A 24,296-nucleotide genomic window follows, 5' to 3' on the forward strand; every position below is an offset into this window, starting at 1 on the left:
CCGGCCTAGCTCAATTGGTAGAGCAACTGACTTGTAATCAGTAGGTTGGGGGTTCAAGTCCTCTGGCCGGCACCATTGTAAATTCTTTATGTCCGATTATGTCGAATGACTGGAATCTACATTTAGTACGAGCCATTAGCTCAGTTGGTAGAGCATCTGACTTTTAATCAGAGGGTCGCAGGTTCGAATCCTGCATGGCTCACCATTTTGCGGGTGTGGTGGAATTGGCAGACACGCTAGACTTAGGATCTAGTGCCGTAAGGCGTGGGGGTTCGACTCCCTTCACCCGCATATTAAGCGGAAGTAGTTCAGTGGTAGAACACCACCTTGCCAAGGTGGGGGTCGCGGGTTCGAACCCCGTCTTCCGCTCTTTATTTTGCCGGGGTGGCGGAACTGGCAGACGCACAGGACTTAAAATCCTGCGGTAGGTGACTACCGTACCGGTTCGATTCCGGTCCTCGGCATTCGGCTTTTGCGCCCGTAGCTCAATTGGATAGAGCGTCTGACTACGGATCAGAAGGTTATGGGTTCGACTCCTTTCGGGCGCGTTACTTGCTTTACATCGGGAAGTAGCTCAGCTTGGTAGAGCACTTGGTTTGGGACCAAGGGGCCGCAGGTTCAAATCCTGTCTTCCCGACCACTTTATAAAATATAATTGGGGCCTTAGCTCAGCTGGGAGAGCGCCTGCTTTGCACGCAGGAGGTCAGCGGTTCGATCCCGCTAGGCTCCACCAATTAAATGAAATAGTATTATGTGGGCGGCGTAGCTCAGCTGGCTAGAGCGTACGGTTCATACCCGTGAGGTCGTGGGTTCGATCCCCTCCGCCGCTACCATTTGTAGGACCTTTAGCTCAGCTGGTTAGAGCAGACGGCTCATAACCGTCCGGTCGTAGGTTCGAGTCCTACAAGGTCCACCATTTTACTTTTCTTTTTCGCTGGAGGAATACCCAAGTCTGGCTGAAGGGATCGGTCTTGAAAACCGACAGGCGGGTTAAACCGCGCGGGGGTTCGAATCCCTCTTCCTCCGCCACTTTCATTCTATTATCGCGGGATGGAGCAGTCTGGTAGCTCGTCGGGCTCATAACCCGAAGGTCGCAGGTTCAAATCCTGCTCCCGCAATTTAATAAAAGGTCCCGTGGTGTAGCGGTTAACATGCCTGCCTGTCACGCAGGAGATCGCGGGTTCGATTCCCGTCGGGACCGCCATTTTAAAAGCATAAGGCAGCTTTATAAAATATATTTGCTGCTGAGACTGTTATAAACTTCTCATAGCTTAATTACATACGGCTCAGTAGCTCAGTCGGTAGAGCAAAGGACTGAAAATCCTTGTGTCGGCGGTTCGATTCCGTCCTGAGCCACCATTAAGGCGTTCAATATAACGACACTGCATGGCGGCTATGGCGAAGTGGTTAACGCATCGGATTGTGGCTCCGACATCATGGGTTCGATTCCCATTAGTCGCCCCATTTCAAACCATGCGGGTGTAGTTTAGTGGTAAAACTACAGCCTTCCAAGCTGTTGTCGTGGGTTCGATTCCCATCACCCGCTCCAAATTCAATTTTAGTGAGGGCCTATAGCTCAGCTGGTTAGAGCGCACGCCTGATAAGCGTGAGGTCGGTGGTTCGAGTCCACTTAGGCCCACCATTCCGCAGTAGCTCAGTGGTAGAGCTATCGGCTGTTAACCGATCGGTCGTAGGTTCGAATCCTACCTGCGGAGTTTTCTTTACGCCTTTTTTTCCTTTTACATCATTTTTTGTAAATAATATAGTGGGGAAGTACTCAAGAGGCTGAAGAGGCGCCCCTGCTAAGGGCGTAGGTCGCGTAAGCGGCGCGAGGGTTCAAATCCCTCCTTCTCCGCCATATCATATGGCCCCTTGGTCAAGCGGTTAAGACACCGCCCTTTCACGGCGGTAACACGGGTTCGAATCCCGTAGGGGTCATCCATTTAAAAGAAGCATTCCAGTATTGGAATGCTTCTTTTTCAATGTCGCTTCTATTCATGATCTTTGTCTACATAGCCGTCAGTTTGATGATAGGGCAGATCTCCAAAGGGAGTGTCGATTCTCTCTTCGTCTAATACATCTTTATACTCCTGTTCATCATCAGTGTTAAATACTTCCACATTATTTCCTTTCATATTGTTACCTGTAAACATCTCATAATCCTCAGTAAATCCATCTCGAATTTCATCATGGTAGAGCTCTTCATAATTATCAAAGTCTCCTTCAAAATCTGAAGGCGTCTCAGATGTACCGTATTTGGCCACTTCCTGGAAACTGTCATGATAATCGCGAATACCATCTTCCTTATGTCTCCCGGCAAAAGAGTTATCGTAAGCAGGCTTTAAATAATCCAATTCCGCCGGACTATCCTCGGATATCGAATGTTCAGGAGTATGTTCCATGCATGCTGTCGCATAAGGGATGGCCTCCAGACGGTCGTAGGGGATATCCTTTTCGCATATTTCACATTTTCCATAAGTGCCCTTTTCCATCGAGGAAAGCGCAGCTTCCACTTTTCCTAATTGATCCTCTTCATGCACAGACAGTGCCATATCCTTTTCTCTCTCATACAGTTCAGTTCCCAAATCTGCCGGATGGTTGTCATATGATGAGAGCTCCATATTGTCCTTTTCCTTCTCATGACTCAAAATTCCATCTGTTGAATTTACTGTTTCTTGTAGGTTTTCTTTCTCTTCTAACAGCATTTTCTTTAATTTATTTAATTGCGGCTTTGTTAGCAAGATGTTCACTTCCCTTTAGTGTTTATATTTTAGTATGAGCGATTTTGCGTCAGTTATATTTATTTTCTTTAAAGGTAAAAAAACATGCCCAAAAAAGTGGGCATGTTTTTTATTTCAACAGGTTGCTTATAAGGAAACTGATGGCCATAAGAAATCCGAAAATGGTGTTTGTTTGCGCAGTAGCTTTCATCGCCGGCATCATTTGGATTGGTTCGGTTTTTCCAATGAATCCTTTGACCGCACTAACTGCTTTCGGAATACTGACAAATGTGATAAGAAGCCAAGGAGATAAAGAAAAGAATAATATCAATACTAAAATAAACAAATAAGAAATAATGAACATGGCTGCCAGTAGTTGAATAGCTTTTTTGCGGCCAAGAAGTATGGCAATTGTTTTTCTTCCGTTTTCTTTGTCCCCATCTAGGTCTCGGATATTGTTGGCTAACAATATGGAGCCGATTAAAATTGAAATGGGAATGGATACAAGGATACTAATGGTATCAATTTTTCCAGCTTGTATAAAATAAGCGATTTGGGTGATAACAAAACCCATGAAAAAACCAGAAGTGATTTCTCCAAATGGAGTATAGGCGATAGGGAATGGCCCCCCTGTGTAAAAATACCCGGCTGCCATACAAACGAGGCCGATCACAGCAAGCCACCAGCTGCTGTTGGCAGAAATGTAGATCCCAAGTAGCAGGGCTACTCCAAGAAAGGCAAATCCCAATCCAAGGACGATCCCAGGTTTCACTCCATTACGTACGATAGCTCCACCAATACCAACGGAATGCTTTGTATCCAGACCTCTTGCGAAGTCGAAGTATTCATTGAACATATTGGTAGCGGCCTGTATAAGGAGGCTGGCTATCAACATCGCTGCAAAAAGAAGGCTGTTTATAGAGTAGTATTTCGCAGCCAAAACTGTACCCAACAGGACTGGCACAAATGCAGCCGTCAATGTATGCGGGCGAGTCAGACGCCACCAAATCCGCCAGCCTTTTTCTGGTGGGACGGCAGATTGAGCATGAAGATTCATAAAATTTCTCTCCCTTAACATATTCACCTAATAAAGTGTAGAGAATGTAAGATGAAGTGTCAATCCCTTTGGCTACAAAGTTTGATTTTACCAAAGCTATTTTACTACATTTAGTGCCTTGCTTCATATATAATAAGGAAAGAGATATAAGATCAGTCGCTTTAGGAGAGATTTATGTTGATTAATTCACCATACCAAACAAAGTATATCAATACCTTAAAGCATAAAGCACAATCCAATAAAGTGTTGGCAAGCTATACAAAGAAAGTGGATAAAGTCGATCCCTTTACCTTTTATCAAATGAGCAAGCCTGCAAATGATGGGAAGAGATTTTTTTGGAAAAGCCCGGATGATCATACAACGATTGTGGGGATAGGTCTACTCCGTTCTTTTTCAAACAGTGGGGCAGAAGACCGCTTCAGGCGGATAGGAGCAGAATGGAAAGAAATTCTTTCATCTGCTGTAATCGACAATCCCTTTCACTTACCTGGCACGGGACCGCTTTTGTTTGGCGGTTTTTCTTTTGACCCTTACAGTCTAAAAGAAGAGAAGTGGCAGCCTTTTGGTGATGCTTTATTTTATTTGCCTGAGTACATGCTGACAGTCATTGAGGAAGAATATTATTTAACAGTAAATCTTTTTGAAAGCGAAGAGTTAGTCAATCAAACAAACAAGCTTAGAAATTTTGACTCGTTAATAAAAAATGCCGAACTTTCCGAGGCTCTTGCGCCGCATTTAGTGAGCAAAGAAGAACTCTTTGTCCCTCAATGGCTGGACTCTGTTGCGGAAGTTGTAAATATCCTGAAGTCATCAGAACTCGTAAATAAGGTCGTTTTATCAAGACAGATGCAGTTGGATTTTTCAGAGCCTGTATTATCCGAGTATGTATTGAAACAGCTTCACAGCCAACAGAGCGACAGCTTTATATTCCTTTTAGAGACGCCTGAAGGCAGCTTTACAGGGGCCTCCCCTGAAAGACTTGTTAAAAAAATTGATGATCAAGTATTATCGACAAGTTTGGCGGGATCAATCGGTAGAAGCGAAAACGCTGTTGAAGACAAGGAACTCGGAGATATACTGTTAAACGATGAGAAAAATTTGTATGAACATAGTCTAGTTGTGGAAATGATTAAAAAGGCACTGCAACCCCATTGTAATGAACTCCTAGTACCCGACCAGCCTTCTCTTTTGAGGACGCCGTATATACAACATTTGTATACGCCAGTCTCGGGTGTTGCCAAACCTGAGACGTCTATTTTCAGCCTTGTGGGAGAATTGCATCCGACACCTGCTTTGGGCGGTGTTCCTACTGGCCAAGCAATGAAAATAATCAGGGACGAAGAAAAGATGGACAGAGGTTTCTATGCTTCGCCAATCGGCTGGACTGATTTTGAGGGGAACGGAGAATTTATTGTTGCGATTCGTTCAGGATTGCTCAAAGGTAAACAAGCCTATTTATATGCAGGCTGCGGGCTGGTTGCTGACTCTGATCCAAAAGAGGAATTAAATGAAACTGGCATTAAGTTTCAACCGATGTTGCAGGCAATAGGAGGAAAAAGTGAATGAATTGGCAAGAAACATTAACGGAATATGCGGCAAGCTTCATTGAGGGACTTGTTCACACAGGTGTCAAAGAGGTTGTTATCAGTCCAGGTTCCAGATCTACTCCTCTAGCCATGTTGTTTGTTGAACATCAGGACATACAGGTATATATGAATATAGACGAACGCTCCGCATCGTTTTTTGCCCTGGGGCTTGCCAAAGCTTCTGATCGCCCTGTTGCTCTCTTATGTACATCGGGAACAGCTGCAGCTAATTATTTTCCTGCAGTGATTGAAGCAAGTCTTTCTAGGGTTCCGTTGATTGTTTTAACTGCTGATAGGCCCCATGAGTTGAGAGATATTGGAGCCCCGCAGGCAATCGACCAACTTCATTTATTTGGAAAATATGTAAGGTGGTTCGCTGACATGGCATTGCCAGAATCTGGGCAAGAGATGTTAAAATACGCTAAGACATCAGCAATACGTGCTGCTTCCATGGCCAAAGGTGTGTTGCCTGGTCCAGTTCATGTTAATTTCCCTTTAAGGGAGCCACTTGTTCCAAAGATGGATCAACCATTCAAGCATGCTTCACATATAGCACTACCCTATGTAACAGAAGGGCATTTGAGTATCCCATTTGAGACGTATAAAGCAGTTGCGGATCAGTGTTCGGATATTGAAAATGGCCTGATTGTTTGTGGAAATATCGATAAGCCTGGATTTCCTGAAGCAGTTCTGGCACTGGCGAATTCGCTTGGATTTCCGATACTGGCAGATCCCCTTTCTCAATTGAGAAGCGGAAACTTTGAAAAAGAAATGGTTATTGATTGTTACGATGCATTTTTAAGATCAGATAAGGTTAAAGAAAAACTAAAACCTGAGCTTGTCATCCAGTTCGGCGGTCAGCCCGTTTCCAAGGCACTTTCATTATTTTTAAAGAGCTTGGGAGAATCATCGGAACTGTTGATTATAGATGGAGGCGGAGGCTGGCGTGATCCAAACCGTACAGGTACTCATATGATTCATTGTGACGAAACCGTATTTTGTCAACAGTTGGAACCATTACTGGAAAAGAAAAGTGGAACTTCGTGGAAGGGGATATGGATTGATCTGAATCAACGGACAAGAAATATCATTCAATCTTATATTCAGTCAATATCTGACATAGAAGAAGGGAAGTCTGTTTCAAAGCTTTGTGGTCTATTACCTCCTGACAGTACAGTATATATAGGAAACAGTATGCCTATCAGGGATATGGATACTTACTTCCATAACACTGAAAAAACTGTTCGGTTGATAGCTAACCGCGGTGCAAACGGAATAGATGGGGTTGTGTCCAGTGCGCTTGGTGCTGCAGTACATTGCCGGCCGCTCTTTCTTGTGATTGGCGATCTTTCTTTTTTTCATGACATGAATGGCCTGCTGGCTGCTAAGCTGTACAAAGTCAATATCAATATTATTCTGTTAAACAATGATGGAGGAGGCATCTTTTCCCATCTTCCACAGGCAGAAGAAGGTAAAAACTTTGAATTGATTTTTGGAACGCCGACGGGATTGAACTTTGAGCATACAGCCATGTTGTATAATGGCCAGTATACGAAAGTCCTGAACTTGGAGGATCTGAGTGTTTCTATAGAAGAAGCAACATCCAACGAAGGGTTGAATATCATCGAAATTCCGACAGACAGGGAAAGGAATGTGCAGGTTCATAGAGAATTATGGAAACAAGTTTCCTGGGAAATAATCAGTTATCTGCAAAGTGACGAAACATGCTGATTCCAGTTGATAAAGTTACGTACAATGTAGAAATAGCTGGAAAAAAGGAGAACCCTGCGATTATTCTTTTACATGGCTTCACCGGAGATCATACCACTTGGAAAAACTTAAGCAATGCACTAAAGCCTACTCTTCAAGTCGTTTCCGTCGATCTTCTTGGACATGGTAAAACGGACTCTCCAGATCAATTCGACCGATATAGAATGGAAAATGCAACAAGGGATATCATTCATTTAATGGATCTTTTGCAAATTGATAATGCCCATTTACTCGGCTATTCAATGGGGGGAAGGCTTGCTTTGGGTACTGCGACACTATACCCCAATAGATTTAAGACGCTGATTCTTGAAAGTGCGTCTCCAGGTTTAAAAACGGAGCAAGAAAAGATAGCAAGAATGCAAAGTGATGAATCCTTGGCAACTAGAATTTTAGAACAAGGAGTCGAAAACTTTGTAAATTATTGGGAAGACATACCCTTGTTTCAATCTCAAAAAAGGCTTTCAGCAGATATCCAGAAGCAGATTCGGTCACAGAGGCTGCAAAATGATCCCAATGGACTTGCAAACAGTCTCAAAGGATTTGGAACAGGAAGCCAGCCGTCTTGCTGGCATAAGCTTCAGGAGCTAAATATTCCTGTTTTGCTCATATGTGGGAAGCTGGATGAAAAGTTCTGTAAAATTGCAGATGAAATGAATCGGCTTTTTCCAAAATCAAAGACAGTAGAAATTAAAGAAGCGGGTCATGCTATACACGTGGAAGAACCGGATAAATTTGATACAATAGTAAAGAAGTTTCTGATTGAACAGGACTAATTATTAGGAGGGGGATCCTCAATGGCAATCAATTGGATGAAAGAAAGAGAATACGAAGATATTTTATATGAAACGTATAACGGGATCGCAAAAATAACAATCAATCGGCCTGAAGTACATAATGCATTCAGACCCAAAACTGTTATGGAATTAATCGATGCTTTTGCCTATGCAAGAGACGATGAGAAGGTTGGAGTGATCGTTCTTACAGGTGCAGGCGGCAGAGCTTTCTGTTCAGGGGGAGACCAGTCAGTTAGAGGGCATGGAGGATATGTTGGGGAAGACAATATCCCGCGTTTGAACGTATTGGATCTGCAAAGGCTTATTCGTGTCATTCCAAAGCCGGTTGTTGCAATGGTAGCAGGCTATGCGATTGGTGGCGGACATGTGCTTCATGTGGTTTGTGATTTGACAATTGCGGCAGATAACGCCGTATTTGGACAAACAGGACCTAAAGTCGGAAGCTTTGATGCAGGTTACGGTGCCGGATATCTTGCGCGTATTATCGGACATAAAAAAGCAAAAGAGATTTGGTTCCTTTGCCGTCAGTATAATGCGCAAGAAGCTCTTGACATGGGCTTAGTCAATACAGTGGTACCACTTGCTCAGCTTGAAGAGGAAACAGTGAAATGGTGTGAGGAAATGCTTGAAAAGAGTCCAACTGCCCTCAGATTCCTGAAAGCTGCCTTTAATGCTGATACAGATGGTCTTGCCGGTCTTCAACAGTTGGCAGGAGATGCTACTCTGCTATATTATACGACGGACGAAGCAAAAGAAGGACGAGACGCGTTCAAAGAAAAACGCAATCCTGACTTCGGACAGTTTCCACGTTTCCCTTAAAAGAAAGCATGGACGAGATTAAGAAAGTCGCTCTCTAAATACACTTACAGCCAAACAAAAGGGGACGCAGGCATTCAGGCCACGTTTAAATAGCTTCTCTATTGGTTTGGAGCTGATATTGATTCAATATCTTTGGAAAGCAACCACGCGTTTTTTGAGGTAAGATTGTGCTGGATAAAATCATTAAATGAAAGGGCCTGGTGGTTATCCATCGGGTCTTTTTTGACAACTAAAAAGCAAGGGGTTTTGCTTATGGAAACAATTACTCCCAACTGGCTGAAAAAAAGAGCAGATTTGTCACCGGAACGCACAGCTCTGATTTTTAACGATCAATCTTGGACATTTGGGGAAGTATTTACATTAGCTACAAAAATAGCAGGTAAAATAGTTGGTTTGCTTCCAGGGAAAAGCAGTCGGGTTGCCATACTTATGAATAATACACCTGAAGCTGTATGGGTGATCTATGGGCTTCAGCAGCTAGGAATTGAAACGGTCTTTCTAAACTCCAAATTGACAGCAAGCGAGCTGGAATTTCAAATAATAGATAGTGAAACCGAGCTGATCATTTATGATCGTTCTTTAAAAGATAAAGCAAATGAATTAAGCGTAATGCTGACCGAAATTCTTATTGTCTCCGTCACAGAGCTGGAAGGACGCCCAACCTTTGAAATTGCGATTAGAGAAGAATACCGACTTGACGACGTCTTCTCAATTATGTACACATCGGGAACGACCGGAAAACCTAAAGGTGTTCTTCAAACATTCGGAAATCATTGGTGGAGCGCAGCAGGATCTGTATTAAACATTGGTTTGCAGGAAAATGATTCGTGGCTTTGTGCTGTTCCGATATTTCATATAAGCGGGTTATCCATTTTCATGCGAAGCATCATTTATGGCATTCCTGTTATTTTAGTGGAGAAATTTGACGAAAGGGCGGTAAATAGGTTGTTGTCATCAGGAAAAGTAACCATCATGTCAGCTGTGACAGCTATGATCAACAGAATGCTTACTGAACAGGGGAATCTCCCTTATCATCCGGCGTTCCGATGCTTGCTGGCCGGTGGTGGTCCTGTTCCCAAGCCACTTTTGGAAGTTTGTAAGGAAAGACAAATTCCTGTTTTTCAAACATATGGGATGACGGAAACATCATCGCAAATTGCCACGCTGTCCCCAGAAGATAGCTTAAGAAAGCTTGGGTCCGCAGGTAAGCCGTTATTTCCATCTCAATTAAAAATAATGGTTGAACAAGAAGAAGCGAAGCCTATGCAAGAAGGTGAAATCTTTGTAAAGGGCCCGAATGTAACTGGGGGATACTTAAACCGAGATGAAACCAATGCTGATTCGTTTCGAGATGGGTGGTTTTCCACTGGAGATTTGGGCTTTAAGGATGAAGAAGGTTTTGTATATATTCTAGATCGCCGCTCGGATTTAATCATTTCAGGAGGAGAAAATATTTATCCAGCTGAAATTGAAGAGATATTATTAAGCCACGATGAGGTTGCAGATGCAGGAGTTACAGGAATTTCAGACAAAAAATGGGGGCATGTACCCTATGGATTTGTCGTTGCGGGTAAACCGATCAATGAAGAGGAGATCCTCGCATTTTGCCGCAAAAGCCTTGCCGCATATAAAGTGCCTAAGAGGATTATTCAAGTGAACGAGCTTCCGCGCAATGGTGCAAATAAGCTGATGCGAAGATTATTAAGTCGGTTGATAGAAAATGAAAAGTAAACGAGGTGCCTGCTAAGGCACCTCGTTTTTATGATCTTTGGGCAAAGGTTTGACAATCGGTTTCTTTTTCAGTTTCGGCTACATTCCCAGTATGGCTTACGATATAGATGCGATCAGCTGCACACTGGTTTCCTTTTTTCCAAAAATGACAATTCTCCACTTCGCAAAGAACATCTTCTGCCATTCGGTATCACTCCCTTTAAGTTGATACGTGAATAGTGTTAACACAAAAGAAGCTGGATATACAAGGAAAATATATTAATTAAGGAAAAGCCAAGTCCTATTTTTTTTCAGGAACATGATCGATACCCCCGGGATGAAACGGGTGGCATTTTATAATCCGTTTAAACGTCAACCATCCTCCACGAACGGCTCCAAACCTTCTAATCGCTTCCAGTCCGTAGTTAGAACAGGTTGGATAAAATCTGCAGGTTGGCGGTTTCAGGGGTGAAATGAATTTTTGGTAAAAACGGATAATAAGAATAAAGAATTGTTTCAATGAAAGATCGCTTCCTTCATTTAATTAGGATATTTTATTTTCATCGTTCTGTTTATGTTTGTCATCTGTCGGCATTGGATCGACCGTGTGGTTGACTGTATATGCTTTTGAAGTGACCAAAGCAGTTACAAGAACGACAATAATACAAATAATAATGGATATAATCATGACAAGCTTCATAACTTTTTCTCCCTTCTTCTTTGAGCCTATTGTAGCATAGATTTCTCTGTAAAAGCCGAGCATATAAATGTTTGTCCTGTGAATAATAGGGTAGAATAAAATAAAGAGGAGGAGTGATAAAATGTCAATTGAAAGTCAACAACTTATTGAATTGGTAAACAAACAGGTGGCTAACTGGACTGTGCTTTACACGAAACTACATAATTTTCATTGGTATGTAAAAGGCCCAAACTTCTTTACGCTCCATGCCCAATTTGAAGAATTGTATAACGAGGCAGCTCTGCATGTGGACGAACTGGCAGAACGGCTTTTAGCCTTGGGGGGAGAACCAGTGGCTACTCTTAGGGAGTCACTTGAACTTGCAAGTGTAAAAGAGGCTGAAAATGGACAGACAGCCGAGCAGATGGTTCAAGCCGTCGTAAAAGATTTTGAAGTATTGACGCTTGAATTGAAAAAAGGAATGGAACTGGCTGATCAGTCAGGAGATGAGACAACCGGCGATATGTTGCTTGCCATCCATCAAAGCCTTGAAAAACATTTATGGATGCTGAATGCTTTTTTGGGTGAAAAAATAAAATAAGTAGGTAAGACGAAAAGCGCTGTCGCCTGAAAAGGCTACATTACGCTGCAATTGTTTCAGCTCTATTTTGTCATTGTGATTGTACTCTACATTGGTGACATAAAACTTCCAGGTTGTGTTGATGAGTTATCCAGTCACGATAAACAATGTTCTTGAACCTTCGACGTTGATGATTTATCGAATGCTACGAAATTTATACGAGAGCTGGACAAAAAATGCCTGGTGCAAATCCCAGGCATTTTTTCTTTATGTATATTAGTGCAGATGTCTGAAGTATGAAGGTCCGTCTTCTTTTCTTCCTTCAATTTGTGCGAATTTTCCTTTTAATGTTTCCATCATATACAATCTGATAAAATATTGAAGCTCATATTCATTCATTTCTTTTACAATTTCTATTAGGTCATCATGATTATACCCTTCAAGCACTGCAAAAGTGATCATATCTAAGTCCTCTTCATCACCTGTTAGTTTATCGCGGTACATTTCAAATAATTCGTCTATCAGTTTCATGTTGCTGACCTCCTTTCAAAAAATATGCTTTTTATGTCCTTATTATATATATACCCCTAAATGGTACGAACAATCAAATATAAATGACAATTCGTCTATTAAGAATAAAATAGGCTCTTTCAATGCAAAATATGCCTATAAATTTGTTAAAGGAGCAGACCGTCTTGGATCAACCAAAAAAAACCTACTACATCTCAGTCGGGGCAGGTGAAATTTTATCTGTTCCCAATGCATCGCCGTGGGAGTTTAAAATTGAAGCAAATGACGATGAAATCACAAGACTTCGGGAAATATTCGATTCGAACCAGGACAACAGTATAGATGACTTCCTACGGGCACACGTTCCTTTCGTGGAATATTCCCACGATCCTACTAATGATCAGCATGATCAAAATTTGTACAGGGTTTATAACATGATTTATGAACTTGGAGACCAAGAAGCTAAACAGCATATAGAAAGCATGGGAATTCTTGATGGTTTTAAAAGCGAATGAGTTAATTTTATAGTATAGTTAAGGCGTTGGATTTGTTTCCAACGTTTTTCAAAAGTTAAAGGAAGATTTTATATAGCTAGCCGTACAGGAAGTACAAGTGCAAGCGTAGCGACAGGAAGTTGCGCCCAGAGCCTGCCGTTCAAGGACATAAGTCGAATTGGTGTGGTGGCTGAGGAACTCTCCTCCTCGGAATTCGACTTATGCTTGTCACCTAAGGCTGCGCGCCTTTGCTTTTCTTATCTTACTATTAAAAATAAAGGAAGACACGCAAAAATGTTTAAGTTTGTAGATAAAAACCAAAACGAAGTCCACTTGGTTTTTGCCATCAACGCATTTCCAATCAAGCCGGCACATGTTCTTGTTATATGCAAATATAAAGATAAGTGGCTGCTGACCAAACATGCCGCTAGGGGCCTAGAGTTTCCGGGAGGCAAAGTAGAAAAAGGTGAAACTGTGGAAGAGGCAGGAATCAGAGAGGTTTTAGAGGAGACAGGCGGAAACGCAGTCATTAAGGATTATCTCGGTGAATATAAAGTTCATGACCCAAAAGGAGCTTTTGTTAAAGCAGTTCTTGTTGCTGAAGTTCATCATTTGGAAAAAAAGGATCATTATTTCGAAACAGATGGGCCGGTCTTAATAGAAGGAGATCTTGTTTCCAGGCTCAATGAAGATGGGTTCAGTTTCATCATGCAAGATGAGGTGGTAAAGGCGGCTTTGAATAAAGTGCAGGAAAAGGCGCTCGATTAAAAAAGCTGCCCTTCAAAGGAGCAGCTATCAATCCTGATCTTTAATCATTTTCTTTTCAAGCCATTCAACAAGCTGGTACATGATGGTCGCAAATATAACGATGAGGAAAAGGGCCAGCATGACCAAGGTGAAATTGAATACTTGAAATCCATAAATGATCATATATCCTAGGCCTTTTGCAGATACAAGAAATTCACCAACGATGACGCCGACCCAAGATAAGCCAACATTCACTTTTAACGTGGAGATTATAGTGGGAAAAGAAGCCGGTAAAATGGCATCCTGGAAAGCTTGTCGCTTTGTCGCACCAAATGTGCGAAGTACTTTCACATAATTTTCATCGACATCCCGAAAAGCTGAATAGACGACAATCGTTGTGATGATGATGGAAATGATCGCTCCCATTGCTATAATGGAGGTGAATCCGGGACCGAGGCCAACAATTAAAATGGGGCCGAGAGCAACTTTTGGCATGGCATTTAGGATGACAAGATATGGATCGAGTACTCTGGACAGAAAAGGGGACCACCAGAGAATCGCCGCGAAAATGGTTCCAAGAAGCGTACCGAGAATGAAGCCCATTACTGTTTCAAATACAGTTACGCTGAGATGGGAGAACAGTGTTCCGTCGGACACCTTTTCTACGAGTAAGGCCCATACTTTGGTAGGGGAGCTAAAGATAAGCGGATCAATCCATTTACTGCGGCTTGCAACCTCCCATAATATAAAAAATAGTGTCACAATGAGCAGCTGATAGAAAAGTATCCAGCGTTTTTCAGTTGCCAGCTTTTGTATATAAAGCGAATGAAGCTGGATCGGATCATTCGTTTTCTTCAAGGGTCTCCAGCTCCTTCCAGATCATACGGAATAAATCGGAATAGGCATCTTTGCTTCGGACTTCAAAGGGTCTCAAATTCCGGAGTTCCTCAGGGACGTCAAATATTTTATAGAGCCTTCCGGGATTGGATGCAAAAAGTAGGACTTTGTCGCTCATGGATATCGCTTCTCCCAGATCGTGTGTAACGAGAACGGCAGTTTTTTTATAGGATTTTAATATGTTAAATACGAGGTCTTCAAGCTTCAGTTTAGTTTGATAATCGAGAGCGGAAAATGGTTCATCCAATAAAAGCAGCTTTGGATTGACGGCCATTGTGCGAGCCAAAGCTGCACGCTGACGCATCCCGCCTGATAATTGGCGTGGAAATTGTTTTTCCACGCCTTCAAGGCCTATTTTTTGCAGGAACTGCAGTGCACTGTCCTTAGTTTTTTCATCTAGCTGCTGATTCAATTTCAATCCGATCAAAACGTTTTCCTCAATCGTCTTCCAGGGAAAAAGATAATCCTGCTGAAGCATGTAGCCAATGATGTTTTTCTGCAAATCGGGAGGCTGGCCGTCAATTTTTACTAGTCCGTCTGTGGGTATCAATAGTCCTGATAGAATGGAAAGCAATGTTGTTTTACCACATCCGGATGGACCGATTAGGGAAACAAATTCTCCTTCCTCGATTGAGAAAGAAACATCTTTTAAAGCAGTTTTTATGGAAGACGGGGTGAAATAATGGTGTTCAATATTTTCAGTTGTAATAAAGCTCATTATGTTTCCGGCCTCCTTTGCTGATTGTTATTTATGATCGTTTGGCCTCTTCATTATTCCTTCATCACTTTTTCAACAATTTTGGTATTGACCAGCTTGGCATAATCGACTCTTTCTGGAAGTTCACCCGCTTCCTCCATGATATTTTGAAGGTTTTCCCAGCCATCTTTAGTTAAAATCATCTTCTCTGCAAATGAGCCCTGATTTTTATAGCGTTCGATGACGATAGCCAATGTTTCCAAATCAGAGTCTTCAAAATACGGTTGAACGACTTTGGCAATTTCTTCTCCGCTGTTCTTTTCAACCCATTGTTGCGCTTTATAAATTGCGCGGACAAATTTTTCCACCGTTTCTTTGTTTTTCTTTATATAGCTTTTTTTTGCCATGAAGGTGGTATAAGGTACCTGACCGGATTCTTGACCAAATGAAGCGACAATGTATCCTTTTCCTTCTTTTTCAAATACGGAGGCGGTAGGTTCGAATAGTTGGACATAGTCTCCGGTTCCAGAAGCAAAAGAATTAGCGATGTTTGCAAAATCAATGTTTTGAATCAACTCAAGATCTTTATGTGGATCGATGCCATGTTTTTTCAAAACGAACTCGCCGACCATTTGCGGCATGCCACCTTTCCGTTGCCCTAGGAAAGTGGAGCCTTTCAGTTGATCCCATTCAAATTGCTCTTGTTTCTCACGAGACACGAGAAATGTTCCGTCAGTCTGGGTTAATTGAGCGAAATTAATTACGGGGTCGCTAGCGCCTTGGGCGTAAACATAAATTGATGTTTCAGACCCAACAAGAGCTATATCGGCAGCGTCTGACAAAAGAGCTGTCATTGTTTTATCGCCGCCCCATGTCGTTTTTAGTTCAACATCCAGCCCCTCGTCTTTAAAATATCCTTTGGCGAGGGCAACATATTGGGGAGTATAGAAAACCGAGCGTGTTACTTCAGCCAGCTTCACTTTCTCCATCTCTTCTTTTGGTGAGCAGGCAGCAACAAAAGTCAGCAGGAGAGCCGCAACAGCGGACAATCCGATTTTTAACCATCCTTTCATTCAAGAACCTCCTGTTAAGTCTTGCAGGACTTTAGTAAATTAGGCTAACATATCGTATGATGGGCCCAGAAATGTGTGATTAACTTCATTTAGCAAAGCCTCCATTTCTGTAAGTGGTGAGATGAATGTCTATTGTATTCCATTCCATTCAGTCAAGGTTCAAGCCCTGGCTGAATAAAGTTAAAGCCTCCGGCAAATGCCACAGAGTTTTAGAGGGAATTTATCGAGCGGAGCTTGATGAAATCTGGGCGCAAATAAGCCAAGGCGCATATGATTTATTGGCAGGGGAGCAAAAGTAATGGAAAAAACTCAAATCTTGAAAAAAAACGTTTTTCCTTCACCTAATCCCAATGTAAATATGTATCTTATTACTTATTTATCCGCAGGATTGAGGGTAAAAGGGATTTTGGCTGAACCTGTTCAGGCAGGTCAATATGAAGGCATGCTCTATTTAAGAGGAGGAATAAAAAGTGTTGGAATGGTCAGACCGGCCAGAATCGGACAGTTCGCTTCCGAAGGATTCATTGTATTTGCACCATTTTATCGAGGGAACAGGGGTGGTGAAGGGAATGAGGACTTTGCTGGCAAGGATAGGGAAGATGCCTATACTGCATTTGAATTATTAAGAAGCCACCCCTCAGTTGCACACAACCGAGTTCATGTATTCGGATTCTCCAGAGGTGGTGTGATGGCTCTCATAACGGGTATTCGATATGAAGATACAGCATCCGTCGTTACTTGGGGAGGAGTATCCGATATGGTCTTGACTTATATGGAGAGGAGGGATATGAGAAGAATGATGAAGCGAGTAATCGGTGGTTCTCCAAAAACAGCTGCCGATAAATTTAAATATCGCACACCCTTATATGAACTGGATAAATTGCGGTCGCCGGTTTTAATCATCCATGGGTTGCGTGATGAAAATGTTTCAATAGAACATGCATATCGTCTTGAGAAACGACTGATTGCACTTCACAAGCCGGTAGAAACATGGTACTTTGAACACGTCAATCATTATTTCCCGCCGTCCCTTAACAGGAAGATCGTTCATGACCTTTGCAATTGGATGAAAAAAGCCGAAACATAAAAAAACTCTCCTTCCATTGAATATCTGAGGTCAAAATGAAAGGAGTTTTTCCAAATCTGACTGACAAGGATTTTACATAAATTTGGATGCGAAATGTAAAGCGAAAGCCAAACTGATGATATACATCATCCAATGCAGCTCGTCTCGCTTTCCCGTCAAAAGCTTTAATAATGTGAAGGAGACAAAACCGAAAGCGAGGCCTTCCGCTATACTAAACGTCAATGGCATTAGGATAATCGTTAGAAAAACAGGAACAACTGTTGTAAAATCATCAAAAGAGATGTTTCGAATTTCTGAAATCATAAAGGCTCCGACAAGAATGAGAATAGGCGCTGTTGCAAATGCTGGAATGAAACTGATCAAAGGAGCAAAAATCAATGTGAGCGCGAGAAATAGTGCTACAAATATGGCCTTTAAACCAGTTCTGCCTCCGGCTGCTACCCCCGTTGCATTTTCCGCATAAGCATTTAGGGCTGTACCTCCCATCGTCGCACTAAGCATTGTCCCAATTGCATCTGCCTGAAGGGCGCGGTCGATTTTTTCAATATTCCCTTCCATGTCAACAAGTCCGCCTTTTTTGGCGAGCCCGATTAAAGTCGCTGTATTATCAAACAGCTCCACAATTGTAAATGAGAAAATAATCGTTAAGATACCATATCCTATTGCTGATTTTATATCCATTGCCATAAAAGTTTCAGAAAGGCTCGGCAATTGAAATGAAACTACATCATTGAATGAGGCTGGTATTTTCTCATAGCCAATAATCATGGATAGCGCAGTAGTGGCAAGAATCGCGTAAAGCAGTCCGCCCTTTACATTTTTCGCAGTAAAATATGCTGCAGCAATTAGTCCGAAGCATGCCAGAAGGACGCCAGGGTTTGCCAAATTTCCGATTGAGACGATGGTCGCTTCATTTGCTACAATGATACCGGCATTTTTAAATCCCAAAAATGAAATGAACAGTCCGATACCGACGGTAATGGCTGACTTCATTGATTCTGGTATCGCATCAATGATTTTTTTACGGATACCGGTAATTGTCAAAATGGTAAAGCAAATTCCGGAAATAAAAACCGCACCCAATGCTGTTTGCCATGTCAAGCCTTGTCCTATCACTACAGTGTATGTAAAGAAGGAAACGAGGCCGATTCCTGGGACCACGGCGGCAGGAAAGTTCGACCAAAGTGCAAAGACAATCGTACAAAACACACTAACATAAATAGTTGCTGCCAAAGCTGCTTCGGTAGGAATTCCCGCCTCAGACAAAATGGATGGGATTACAATGACAATATAGCTGATTGCCATAAAGGTTGTCAGTCCGGCTATCAATTCAGTCTTTATATCGGTCCCTCGTTCAGTCAATTTAAAAAAATGGTCAATAGGCCCTCTCTTTTTGGGCAGCAATTGCTTACTTTCTTCTAAACTCTTATGAGGAATAGACATGGTGCAGATTCACGCTCCTTTTCCAACTTAAGTTTGTCCCGTGTGCGTGCTTTTCGTTTACTTTCACTTGGATATCTTTTTTAACTCCCCCTTTATTAAAATAAAAAAAACGCAGCGACAAATTAGCCATTAGAAATGGAAAATGTCGCTGCGGTGCAGACCCATCCGTAAACAGATATCGTTGTTAACCGCCTCATATAAGGAAAAACAGGAACAACTATTTGTTCTCCGCTTTCCTGGATTTAGCTGAAGATGACTGAAAAAGTAATTCCATAGGGAAAATTTAAATCATTCCACCTATTTTGTCAAGATGAAATATTCTTAAAAATAACTTGACAGATGTAAGCGGGTTCATTAACATTATAAGTGCGAGGAGGTTATCAAGATGAATGAAGCCTCACCAAAAATAGAGTTAAGAACATTAAAAAGAGATATTGCTCAAGTGTACAATCGAGTAAATCAGGAGTTTTATGCCACAGGTGTCCGAAGTCAACGCGTTGATGTATATGATGACAGGATTCTAATCTTTGCAAAGCATAAGCGCATTACCGCTTTTAAGGCATTGAGCAAAAATTTTTGGGAGCTTACGACCTATGCGGATGCGGCACTAATTGTCGAGTTTAAGCTTAAACTAAAGCAGTTAGTTGAAGACGTAACTGGACTGAAAGTGAAATCTGTTTTAAAAGACTACGATCCAGAATCCGAAGATGCAGCTTGTGTCGTTATATTTGATGAAAAAATCATATAATTGCGATCTTATTAAGTATCTAGAGCACTCTGGAATAAAAACGCAGGTTCGTTTTTATTCAAGGCTGTTTTGGAACGGTTACATAGATCTCTGTTGAACGGAGATTATTTGAACCGCAGATTCAGTATATTCCTTCTTTTTGAAGGAGTATCTTGAATCTGCGGTTTTTTATATCAAAAAAGTCCATAAACGGGTCTTTTACACTACTTCAAGGAGGTGAATCAAGAAATTTAGCCTGAAACCGCTCATGACTCTATGAAATCAGTTTTAAGTAGATTCATTACTTTGAAGGGAGAGAGAAAGATGGATTTGATTTTAAAAAATGCGTTGATTCCTCAAGGGGATCGTAAGGTGAAAACAAATATTTTGGTTGATGATGGAAAGATTGTCGGATTTACCTCGGATCTAAATGGCTTATCTGCTGACAGGGTCATTGATATGAAAGAGTATCTGGTAGTTCCGGGATGTATTGACCCTCATACACATTTCATGGACCCCGGATTTACGCATCGTGAAACATTCACAACAGGAACGCGATCAGCAGCTGCGGGTGGGGTAACGACTCATATAGACATGCCATGCTGCAGCAAACCGTCTGTAAGGGATGCTGAAAGCTTCCATAAAAAGCTGTCCCCTCTGAAAGATCAGGCATACATAGACTTTGCTTTCTGGGGTGGTATGACCGGAGAAGACGTTCGTGAAGGGCTGTTGGATAATATCCAGCCCCAAATAGATGAAGGTGTTGTTGCATTTAAGGTATACATGACTCCTTCAGTGCCTACCTTCCCTAGGGTCTCAGATGCGGAGATGCTTGAAATCTTCAGCCATATTGCTCCCACAGGAATGCCGATCGGAGTCCACGCGGAAAATTACGATATTTGTACATTTTACTCTGAAAAACTGAAAAAAGAAGGACGTCTGGACGGCCCGGCATGGGCGGAAGCTAGAATGGCTCTTGCAGAAAAAGCAGCGATCCAGTTGATTATCAGTTTTGCTGAAGCTACTGGAGCCCGTGTACATGTTGTTCACATGAGTACGAAAGAAGGTGTGGAACTGGTTAGGGAAGCCAAGAAGCGCGGGGTGAAAGTAACAGCAGAAACATGTCCTCATTATTTGATGCTTAATGCAGAAGACTCCATGTCAGAGCGGGGAACATTTGCTAAAATTGCTCCTCCTCTACGAGAAAAGGAAGACAATATTGTCCATTGGCAAGCTCTAGCCGATGGGACGATTGACTTTGTTGGAACGGACCATGCTCCATATGAAATTCCAACTGAAAAAGACGCGCCGGATTCAACGATTTGGAATAGCTTTCCTGGAATCCCCGGAGTGGAAACAATGGTTCCGATCCTTGTTAGCGAGGGATTGAATAAAGGGCGTCTTTCACTGTCACGATTTGTTGAGGTGACTAGTAGAAACGCCGCAATTCACTTCGGGATATATCCGAAAAAAGGTGCTATGGAGATCGGGAGCGATGCCGACTTCACAGTCATCGACCTGGAACGCGAGTATACCATTGATGAACAAAAGACGGAGTCCATGGCAAAATACAACCCGCTCCATGGATTGAAGCTCAAAGGAAAGCCTATTCAAACAATTGTGCGTGGCCGATTTGTCTACGATGAGGATAACGGTGGTATTACCGGAGATGCCGGATACGGACAATTTGTCAATAGGCAGAGTATCCAGAGTCTAGAACGCGTTATAAAATATGAAACTTATGAAGAAGAGGCGAAAGAGGCCGCAGCGAGTCCACGTATAGAAAAACCCTTGAGAAGAGACTTGATTACAAACTAAGAAAGGAATGGAGATTTATGACAAAGTTGAAAGGTGAAAAGCATGCATTGGTGATCATTGACATGCTGAATGATTTTATTGGTGAGAAAGCAGCATTGAGATGTGAGAATGGAGAAAAAATTGTTCCAAAAATTAGAGAGGCTATTGATTTTTGCCATAATAATGGAATTCAAGTTGTTCATGTCCAGGAAGCTCATCGCAAAAATGATGCGGATTTCAGGGTACGGCCAGTTCATGCGATCAAAGGGACATGGGGATCGGAGTTCATTGATGAACTTCAGCCTGAAGAGGATAAAGGAGATTATGTAATACAAAAACGCCGCCATAGTGCATTTAGTTATACAGACTTTGACTTATTTTTAAGGGAAGAAAAAATTGATACGGTTGTCCTGACAGGAGTTTGGACAAATGTTTGCGTAAGGAGCACGGCTTCTGACGCCTTGTATCACGGGTATAACGTGATTGCTCTGACAGATTCAACTGCATCTCAGGATGAGGATATGCATCGCGGAGGTCTTCGGGATATTGGAATTTTCGGGGAAGTAATGACGACAGCTGAATACATGGATGCCGCTAAAAAGAAATTCTCCCAAAACGCACAGACGGTGTAGGTGTGACAATGGGGGCTGGAAGATGAGAGTCATCGTCGGTATAACGGGAGCAAGCGGATCATTGTATGGATATACATTGATCCGTGCGCTTTACCAATTGGGAGTTGAAACCCACGTAGTTGCTACCGAAACGGGAGTAAAGGTACTGCAATTCGAATGCGGCATAAAAATGGATGATGTAAAAGAGTATGCTGTAGTCCATCACAATCAAAATTTGTTTGCCTCTATTGCGAGCGGTTCCTTCAAGACGGATGGGATGGTCATTGTTCCTTGTTCAATGAATTCATTGGGCGCAGTTGCCAATGGAGTGGGGGATACTCTATTAACCAGAGCTGCGAGCGTGGTTATGAAAGAAAGACGGAATCTTGTCATTGTCCCAAGGGAGGCTCCTTTTCATGTAATTCATTTACGGAATATGACAACACTGGCCGAAGCAGGTGTTTCGATTTTACCAGCGAGTCCAGGATTTTATCACCGGCCAACAGAAATTTGGGAATTAGTGAATTTTATCGTTGCGAGAATACTAGATGAATTGGATATTGAACATGAATTGATGGAGAGATGGGGTGAGAAAAATGAATCCCCTTAATTTGAGAGAATTGCTTGCTGATTGGGATAAGCGAGGATTGTTGCACCGTATCCAAAAAGAGGTAAGTCCCGAATATGAACTAGGCGCTGTTGTTAGAGCCATGAAAGGGGAGCAGCCTGTTATATTTGAGAATGTTCAAGGCTATTCTGTTCCCATGGCTGCGGGCATAGGGGGAAGTCGGAAGTTTATGGCTGACAGCATGGGGGTCGATCAAAACGAATTGCTCCTAAAGATGGTTGATGCCATCATTAATCCTCTTCCTACAAGGCTTGTTCCTACAGGACCTGTTCACGAAAATGTTGTTTTGCCTCCGTTCGATTTAGACGATTTTTTTCCAATACCGATTTTTCATACAGAAGACTGCGGAGCCTATTATGTTTCAGGCGTTTTGGTTGTAAAAGATATTGAAGGAAAGAAGAGGTATACATCCATTCGGAGAATGAAGTTTATAGGTGGAAACAGAACGAATATCGTTATCACTTCTCCTGAGCTGAATCGGCAATTCGCGCATTTTGAAGAAAGAGGAGAACCAATGGAAATTGCTGTCATGTTTGGAGTGGTTCCAGCAGTGGTACTGGCATCACAGGTCAGTACACATTTATTCCATACGGACAAATTGGATGTGTCCGGAGCTCTTCTAGGACAGCCATTGGATGTGGTTCAATGCAAGACTGTGGATATCGAGGTTCTTGCAGAGGCCGAAATCGTTTTGGAAGGAAGAATACTTCCGCATGAAAGAGATCCGGAAGGGGCTTTCGGAGAGCTCGGCGGCTATTATGGCGGGAACGAGCTTCAGCCTATTGTTGAAATGACGGCTATTACCTACCAGAATCATCCCATTTCCCAAACGATTTTCCCTTCTAGCTCGGAAGAAAGACTGCCAATGTGCCTTATTCGTGAAATGACGCTATTAAGTACTGTCAAACAAACTGTTGAAAATATAAAAGCGGTCCATGTGACGATGGCTGCTGCAGCAAGGCTGCATGCTATTATTCAAATCGAAAAAAGGACCGAAGGCGATGCCAAACAAGCTGCGATGGCCGCATTTGCAAGTGATAAAGATTTGAAACATGTCGTTGTGGTTGATGACGATGTCGATATTTTTAATCCCGAGGATGTCGAGTGGGCAATTGCTACCCGCTGCCAGGCCGATCAAGATGTGTTCATTATTCCTGGAGCAAAAGGCTCTCCCTTGGAATCATCGCATAATTTGCGCGGCGTGTCCGCCAAAATGGGCATAGATGCAACTTACCCGCTCTCCGAAAAAGAGATGTTCCGAAGAACATCTGTCCCTATTGATATTGATTTGAATGACTATTTATAAGAGGGTGTTTAAACAGTCAACAAAAGTATTTTTTTCGTTGGCTTGCTTCGTTTCATGCATTAAAAAGCATAAAAGTCATGACAGCTTTTGAACACGCGTTATAAGGCAGGTGAGACTGGATGAGTGCAATAGGATTAGTGGAAACAAGGGGACTGACGGCAGCGATTGAGGCGTTGGATTCAATGGCAAAAGCAGCGAATATTTCATTGGTTGATATGAAAAGAGTCGGATCTGGCTTGGTGACTGTCATTGTAGAAGGAGATGTTGCAGATGTAAAATCCGCTGTAGAAATAGGACGACTTGCCCATGAAATTGCCGGAGGAGAGCTGATTTCATCAAATGTCATTCCACGACCACATCCTGAGTTAAAAAAGATACTTTAACTTCATTCAGCAGGAGTCTCCGACTTCTATAAGCGGTGAGATGAGTCCATACGGGTATTCATTCAGCGGGGTTCAAAACCCGGTTAAATAAAGTTCAAGCCCCTGGCGGATGCCACAGATTTTCAGAGGAAACAATCGGGCGACGTTTCTCGTCGCCACCGTCTAGAATGAAAACTGATTC

Annotated in this window: 26 protein-coding genes and 19 tRNA genes; 35 read left to right on the forward strand and 10 right to left on the reverse strand. The window is 42.4% G+C overall.

Features of this window, described 5'->3' with window-relative positions:
- Positions 1-129 precede the first annotated feature (129 nt).
- The 19 genes from H9631_RS20025 (at position 130) to H9631_RS20115 (ending at position 1,938) form a co-directional block, all read left to right on the forward strand.
- Positions 130-205 (forward strand) — tRNA-Lys (locus H9631_RS20025).
- Between the two features lie 4 nt (positions 206-209).
- Positions 210-291: transfer RNA gene (locus H9631_RS20030), tRNA-Leu, on the forward strand.
- A gap of 6 nt (positions 292-297) precedes the next feature.
- Positions 298-369: transfer RNA gene (locus tag H9631_RS20035), tRNA-Gly, on the forward strand.
- Positions 370-378: 9 nt separating this feature from the next.
- A tRNA-Leu gene (locus H9631_RS20040) sits at positions 379-464 on the forward strand.
- A 10-nt stretch (positions 465-474) separates the two neighbouring features.
- A tRNA-Arg gene (locus H9631_RS20045) sits at positions 475-548 on the forward strand.
- Positions 549-563: 15 nt separating this feature from the next.
- A tRNA-Pro gene (locus H9631_RS20050) sits at positions 564-640 on the forward strand.
- A gap of 17 nt (positions 641-657) precedes the next feature.
- Positions 658-733 (forward strand) — tRNA-Ala (locus H9631_RS20055).
- A 23-nt stretch (positions 734-756) separates the two neighbouring features.
- Positions 757-833: transfer RNA gene (locus tag H9631_RS20060), tRNA-Met, on the forward strand.
- A 6-nt stretch (positions 834-839) separates the two neighbouring features.
- A tRNA-Ile gene (locus H9631_RS20065) sits at positions 840-916 on the forward strand.
- A 20-nt stretch (positions 917-936) separates the two neighbouring features.
- Positions 937-1,029, forward strand: a tRNA-Ser gene (locus H9631_RS20070).
- 15 nt (positions 1,030-1,044) lie between these two features.
- Positions 1,045-1,118: transfer RNA gene (locus tag H9631_RS20075), tRNA-Met, on the forward strand.
- Positions 1,119-1,128: 10 nt separating this feature from the next.
- Positions 1,129-1,204, forward strand: a tRNA-Asp gene (locus tag H9631_RS20080).
- A gap of 79 nt (positions 1,205-1,283) precedes the next feature.
- A tRNA-Phe gene (locus H9631_RS20085) sits at positions 1,284-1,359 on the forward strand.
- A 30-nt stretch (positions 1,360-1,389) separates the two neighbouring features.
- Positions 1,390-1,464 (forward strand) — tRNA-His (locus H9631_RS20090).
- A gap of 11 nt (positions 1,465-1,475) precedes the next feature.
- Positions 1,476-1,549, forward strand: a tRNA-Gly gene (locus tag H9631_RS20095).
- Between the two features lie 16 nt (positions 1,550-1,565).
- A tRNA-Ile gene (locus tag H9631_RS20100) sits at positions 1,566-1,642 on the forward strand.
- Between the two features lies 1 nt (position 1,643).
- Positions 1,644-1,715 (forward strand) — tRNA-Asn (locus H9631_RS20105).
- A gap of 52 nt (positions 1,716-1,767) precedes the next feature.
- A tRNA-Ser gene (locus H9631_RS20110) sits at positions 1,768-1,858 on the forward strand.
- An 8-nt stretch (positions 1,859-1,866) separates the two neighbouring features.
- A tRNA-Glu gene (locus H9631_RS20115) sits at positions 1,867-1,938 on the forward strand.
- Between the two features lie 53 nt (positions 1,939-1,991).
- Here the strand turns inward: H9631_RS20115 and H9631_RS20120 are convergent.
- Both H9631_RS20120 and H9631_RS20125 read right to left on the reverse strand, forming a co-directional pair.
- Positions 1,992-2,750 carry a TraR/DksA C4-type zinc finger protein gene (locus H9631_RS20120; protein ID WP_318246841.1) on the reverse strand — a complete coding sequence of 253 codons (759 nt, stop codon included), beginning with the start codon at positions 2,748-2,750 and terminating at the stop codon, positions 1,992-1,994.
- A gap of 100 nt (positions 2,751-2,850) precedes the next feature.
- A complete protein-coding gene (locus tag H9631_RS20125; protein ID WP_160709110.1) occupies positions 2,851-3,777 on the reverse strand; it encodes a 1,4-dihydroxy-2-naphthoate polyprenyltransferase in 927 nt (308 codons plus the stop codon).
- A 177-nt stretch (positions 3,778-3,954) separates the two neighbouring features.
- Between H9631_RS20125 and H9631_RS20130 the strand changes: the two genes are divergently transcribed.
- The 5 genes from H9631_RS20130 to H9631_RS20150 all read left to right on the forward strand — a co-directional run bounded on the left by H9631_RS20130 (position 3,955) and on the right by H9631_RS20150 (position 10,477).
- Positions 3,955-5,343: an isochorismate synthase gene (locus H9631_RS20130; RefSeq protein WP_191815931.1), complete on the forward strand. Its 1,389-nt coding sequence runs from the start codon at positions 3,955-3,957 to the stop codon at positions 5,341-5,343.
- Positions 5,340-7,094, forward strand: coding sequence for a 2-succinyl-5-enolpyruvyl-6-hydroxy-3-cyclohexene-1-carboxylic-acid synthase (menD, locus tag H9631_RS20135; protein WP_191815933.1), 1,755 nt, complete (start codon positions 5,340-5,342; stop codon positions 7,092-7,094). Before H9631_RS20130 ends, menD begins: the two co-directional genes overlap by 4 nt.
- On the forward strand, positions 7,088-7,906 hold the full coding sequence (gene menH, locus H9631_RS20140; RefSeq protein WP_191815934.1) for a 2-succinyl-6-hydroxy-2,4-cyclohexadiene-1-carboxylate synthase: 819 nt from the start codon (positions 7,088-7,090) through the stop codon (positions 7,904-7,906). Before menD ends, menH begins: the two co-directional genes overlap by 7 nt.
- Before the next feature lie 21 nt (positions 7,907-7,927).
- Positions 7,928-8,746 (forward strand): 1,4-dihydroxy-2-naphthoyl-CoA synthase, encoded by an 819-nt coding sequence (gene menB, locus H9631_RS20145; RefSeq protein WP_191815936.1) that lies wholly within the window; start codon positions 7,928-7,930, stop codon positions 8,744-8,746.
- 252 nt (positions 8,747-8,998) lie between these two features.
- Positions 8,999-10,477 carry an o-succinylbenzoate--CoA ligase gene (locus H9631_RS20150; protein ID WP_191815938.1) on the forward strand — a complete coding sequence of 493 codons (1,479 nt, stop codon included), beginning with the start codon at positions 8,999-9,001 and terminating at the stop codon, positions 10,475-10,477.
- Between the two features lie 28 nt (positions 10,478-10,505).
- Here the strand turns inward: H9631_RS20150 and H9631_RS20155 are convergent, their stop codons facing one another.
- From H9631_RS20155 to ytzI, 3 genes are all read right to left on the reverse strand, one after another.
- The gene (locus H9631_RS20155; RefSeq protein WP_191815940.1) at positions 10,506-10,661 is read right to left on the reverse strand and encodes a DUF1540 domain-containing protein; all 156 of its coding nucleotides are present in this window, start codon (positions 10,659-10,661) and stop codon (positions 10,506-10,508) included.
- Positions 10,662-10,757: 96 nt separating this feature from the next.
- The gene (yidD, locus tag H9631_RS20160; protein WP_160709124.1) at positions 10,758-10,976 is read right to left on the reverse strand and encodes a membrane protein insertion efficiency factor YidD; all 219 of its coding nucleotides are present in this window, start codon (positions 10,974-10,976) and stop codon (positions 10,758-10,760) included.
- A 24-nt stretch (positions 10,977-11,000) separates the two neighbouring features.
- Positions 11,001-11,156 carry a YtzI protein gene (ytzI, locus tag H9631_RS20165; protein WP_191815942.1) on the reverse strand — a complete coding sequence of 52 codons (156 nt, stop codon included), beginning with the start codon at positions 11,154-11,156 and terminating at the stop codon, positions 11,001-11,003.
- 121 nt (positions 11,157-11,277) lie between these two features.
- On the opposite strand from ytzI, the gene H9631_RS20170 reads away from it, so the two are divergent.
- Entirely contained in the window at positions 11,278-11,736 is a 459-nt protein-coding gene (locus tag H9631_RS20170) for a Dps family protein (protein WP_191815944.1), read from the forward strand.
- Between the two features lie 255 nt (positions 11,737-11,991).
- Here the strand turns inward: H9631_RS20170 and H9631_RS20175 are convergent, their stop codons facing one another.
- On the reverse strand, positions 11,992-12,246 hold the full coding sequence (locus H9631_RS20175) for a DUF6154 family protein (protein ID WP_191815946.1): 255 nt from the start codon (positions 12,244-12,246) through the stop codon (positions 11,992-11,994).
- 122 nt (positions 12,247-12,368) lie between these two features.
- Here H9631_RS20175 and H9631_RS20180 point away from each other — a divergent pair, with 122 nt between their 5' ends.
- Together H9631_RS20180 and ytkD are read left to right on the forward strand one after the other, a co-directional pair.
- Entirely contained in the window at positions 12,369-12,740 is a 372-nt protein-coding gene (locus tag H9631_RS20180; protein ID WP_404801761.1) for a hydrolase, read from the forward strand.
- A gap of 273 nt (positions 12,741-13,013) precedes the next feature.
- Positions 13,014-13,487 carry an RNA deprotection pyrophosphohydrolase gene (gene ytkD, locus H9631_RS20185; protein WP_191815948.1) on the forward strand — a complete coding sequence of 158 codons (474 nt, stop codon included), beginning with the start codon at positions 13,014-13,016 and terminating at the stop codon, positions 13,485-13,487.
- A 27-nt stretch (positions 13,488-13,514) separates the two neighbouring features.
- On the opposite strand, the gene H9631_RS20190 is transcribed toward ytkD, so the two are convergent.
- From H9631_RS20190 to H9631_RS20200, 3 genes are read right to left on the reverse strand one after another with little or no spacing between them, the layout of a single operon-like run.
- On the reverse strand, positions 13,515-14,324 hold the full coding sequence (locus tag H9631_RS20190) for an ABC transporter permease (protein WP_191815950.1): 810 nt from the start codon (positions 14,322-14,324) through the stop codon (positions 13,515-13,517).
- A complete protein-coding gene (locus H9631_RS20195; protein WP_191815952.1) occupies positions 14,308-15,081 on the reverse strand; it encodes an ABC transporter ATP-binding protein in 774 nt (257 codons plus the stop codon). The genes H9631_RS20190 and H9631_RS20195 overlap by 17 nt, the downstream gene beginning before the upstream one ends.
- A 53-nt stretch (positions 15,082-15,134) precedes the next feature.
- Entirely contained in the window at positions 15,135-16,133 is a 999-nt protein-coding gene (locus H9631_RS20200) for an ABC transporter substrate-binding protein (RefSeq protein WP_191815955.1), read from the reverse strand.
- A gap of 125 nt (positions 16,134-16,258) precedes the next feature.
- On the opposite strand from H9631_RS20200, the gene H9631_RS20205 reads away from it, so the two are divergent.
- Together H9631_RS20205 and H9631_RS20210 are read left to right on the forward strand one after the other, a co-directional pair.
- Entirely contained in the window at positions 16,259-16,432 is a 174-nt protein-coding gene (locus H9631_RS20205; RefSeq protein ID WP_191815957.1) for a hypothetical protein, read from the forward strand.
- Positions 16,432-17,220 carry an alpha/beta hydrolase family protein gene (locus H9631_RS20210; protein ID WP_191815959.1) on the forward strand — a complete coding sequence of 263 codons (789 nt, stop codon included), beginning with the start codon at positions 16,432-16,434 and terminating at the stop codon, positions 17,218-17,220. The genes H9631_RS20205 and H9631_RS20210 overlap by 1 nt, the downstream gene beginning before the upstream one ends.
- Before the next feature lie 72 nt (positions 17,221-17,292).
- On the opposite strand, the gene H9631_RS20215 is transcribed toward H9631_RS20210, so the two are convergent.
- Entirely contained in the window at positions 17,293-18,663 is a 1,371-nt protein-coding gene (locus tag H9631_RS20215) for an NCS2 family permease (RefSeq protein ID WP_191815961.1), read from the reverse strand.
- 385 nt (positions 18,664-19,048) lie between these two features.
- On the opposite strand from H9631_RS20215, the gene H9631_RS20220 reads away from it, so the two are divergent.
- From H9631_RS20220 to H9631_RS20245, 6 genes are all read left to right on the forward strand, one after another.
- Complete coding sequence (locus H9631_RS20220) at positions 19,049-19,411, forward strand: Na-translocating system protein MpsC family protein (RefSeq protein WP_191815963.1); 363 nt, start codon at positions 19,049-19,051, stop codon at positions 19,409-19,411.
- Positions 19,412-19,714: 303 nt separating this feature from the next.
- Positions 19,715-21,208, forward strand: a complete 1,494-nt coding sequence (gene allB / locus H9631_RS20225; protein ID WP_191815965.1) for an allantoinase AllB — start codon at positions 19,715-19,717, stop codon at positions 21,206-21,208.
- A 17-nt stretch (positions 21,209-21,225) separates the two neighbouring features.
- Positions 21,226-21,819 (forward strand): cysteine hydrolase family protein, encoded by a 594-nt coding sequence (locus H9631_RS20230; RefSeq protein WP_191815967.1) that lies wholly within the window; start codon positions 21,226-21,228, stop codon positions 21,817-21,819.
- Between the two features lie 22 nt (positions 21,820-21,841).
- The gene (locus tag H9631_RS20235; RefSeq protein ID WP_160706968.1) at positions 21,842-22,408 is read left to right on the forward strand and encodes a UbiX family flavin prenyltransferase; all 567 of its coding nucleotides are present in this window, start codon (positions 21,842-21,844) and stop codon (positions 22,406-22,408) included.
- Positions 22,395-23,732, forward strand: coding sequence for a UbiD family decarboxylase (locus H9631_RS20240; RefSeq protein WP_191815969.1), 1,338 nt, complete (start codon positions 22,395-22,397; stop codon positions 23,730-23,732). Before H9631_RS20235 ends, H9631_RS20240 begins: the two co-directional genes overlap by 14 nt.
- A 119-nt stretch (positions 23,733-23,851) precedes the next feature.
- The gene (locus H9631_RS20245; protein WP_160706966.1) at positions 23,852-24,115 is read left to right on the forward strand and encodes a BMC domain-containing protein; all 264 of its coding nucleotides are present in this window, start codon (positions 23,852-23,854) and stop codon (positions 24,113-24,115) included.
- Positions 24,116-24,296 lie beyond the last annotated feature (181 nt).

Origin of the sequence: Bacillus norwichensis, from assembly GCF_014836955.1 — a bacterium.
Lineage (GTDB): Bacteria > Bacillota > Bacilli > Bacillales > Bacillaceae_C > Siminovitchia > Siminovitchia norwichensis.